Source organism: Pseudomonas sp. YL2, from assembly GCF_023063025.1.
Taxonomy (GTDB): Bacteria; Pseudomonadota; Gammaproteobacteria; order Pseudomonadales; family Pseudomonadaceae; genus Aquipseudomonas; species Aquipseudomonas putida_A.
Genome location: NZ_JAJSLU010000041.1, coordinates 1 through 1,192, shown reverse-complemented (window position 1 = coordinate 1,192; position 1,192 = coordinate 1). Strand labels below are relative to the sequence as shown.

General features: G+C 53.2%; 1 protein-coding gene. It reads left to right on the top strand.

Going from position 1 to position 1,192, the window contains the following annotated elements; translation table 11 throughout:
* Positions 1–219: 219 nt before the first annotated feature.
* Positions 220–1,155, top strand: a complete 936-nt coding sequence (locus LVD08_RS27995) for an IS110 family transposase (protein ID WP_103369841.1) — start codon at positions 220–222, stop codon at positions 1,153–1,155.
* Positions 1,156–1,192: the final 37 nt, after the last annotated feature.

Sequence of the window (1,192 nt, the reverse complement as noted above, 5' to 3'; positions counted from 1 at the left end):
CTTCGCGAGCAGGCTCGCTTGTATGTTTAGACTTGAAGGGGTGGGCGGGACTACAGACTCGATTCTGACTCTGACCAGTACAGACCGTGGGAGACTTCTCGTCCCGCCCCTTCTACCCAAAGCGCCAATAAGGAATTCATCGGTAAACCGACGACAGAGACAAGCCAGCGCAACGGTAGACCCCAACAAGCTCTTAAACCCTAGCTCCGAGGATTCGTCATGACAATCCTTACTTCGCAGACGGTTGTTGGTATCGATATCGCCAAGGCCGAAATCGTTGTCTATCGCGCCGACTTGGAAACCATTGAAGCGGTCAAGAATGATCGTGCCGCCCTCAAACGTTGGCTCAAAACTCTGCCCGCGCAAAGCGCTATCGCTGTCGAAGCCACCAATATCTACCATTTGGAGACTGTTGATCTGGCTCATGCGATGGGACATCAGGTCTATGTGGTGGATGCTTATCGAGTCAGCCACTATCGTCGCGGTGTCGGTCAGCGAGCCAAAAATGATCCCTGCGATGCACGCGTGCTCGCACGCTATCTGACGAATGAACAAAGCAAACTGCGGCTTTGGAACCCGCCTCCTAAAGCCTACACCGTACTGAAAAGCTTGCTGCACAGACGCGCGACGCTGATTCAGAACCATACGGGTCTGATGTTGAGCTGGGCCGATGAACCCTTGCTGAAGAAAGAACGTACGGCTCAGCAAAAGGCATTCGAGCGATCCGACAAGGTCATTCAAAAACTGCTGCGCAAAGTCAGCAAAGAGGCCGGTATTGATGACAATATTGACCGCTGCAAAGCAATCGAGGGCGTGGGAGAGCTGACTGCGACTGGGTTGGCAACGACCTATATGCGCGGTGACTTTGCCAACAGCGACGCGTTCATCGCGTTTTTGGGTATGGATCTGACGGTGGACGATTCGGGGAAAAAGAACGGCCCGAGGTTCCTGAGCAAAAAAGGAGATCCGGAGATCCGTCGATTAGCCTACAACGCCGCAATGGCGGCGTGTCGCTCAACCAAGTGGAAGCCTTTTTACGAGTCTTACCTGGCCAGAGGCTTCTCGAAAACACAGGCATTGGTAGCTCTTGCTCGCAAGCTCTGCCGAGTGGCATTCACCCTGATGAAGAATCAGGGCGAATACCGATCAGTTTGAGATTCTAGGGTTGCTGAGCAACATAGAATCTCCCACA

Excerpts from the sequence above, each read along its gene's own strand:
- LVD08_RS27995 (WP_103369841.1), top strand. The coding sequence starts at position 220 with ATGACAATCCTTACTTCGCAGACGGTTGTTGGTATCGATATCGCCAAG.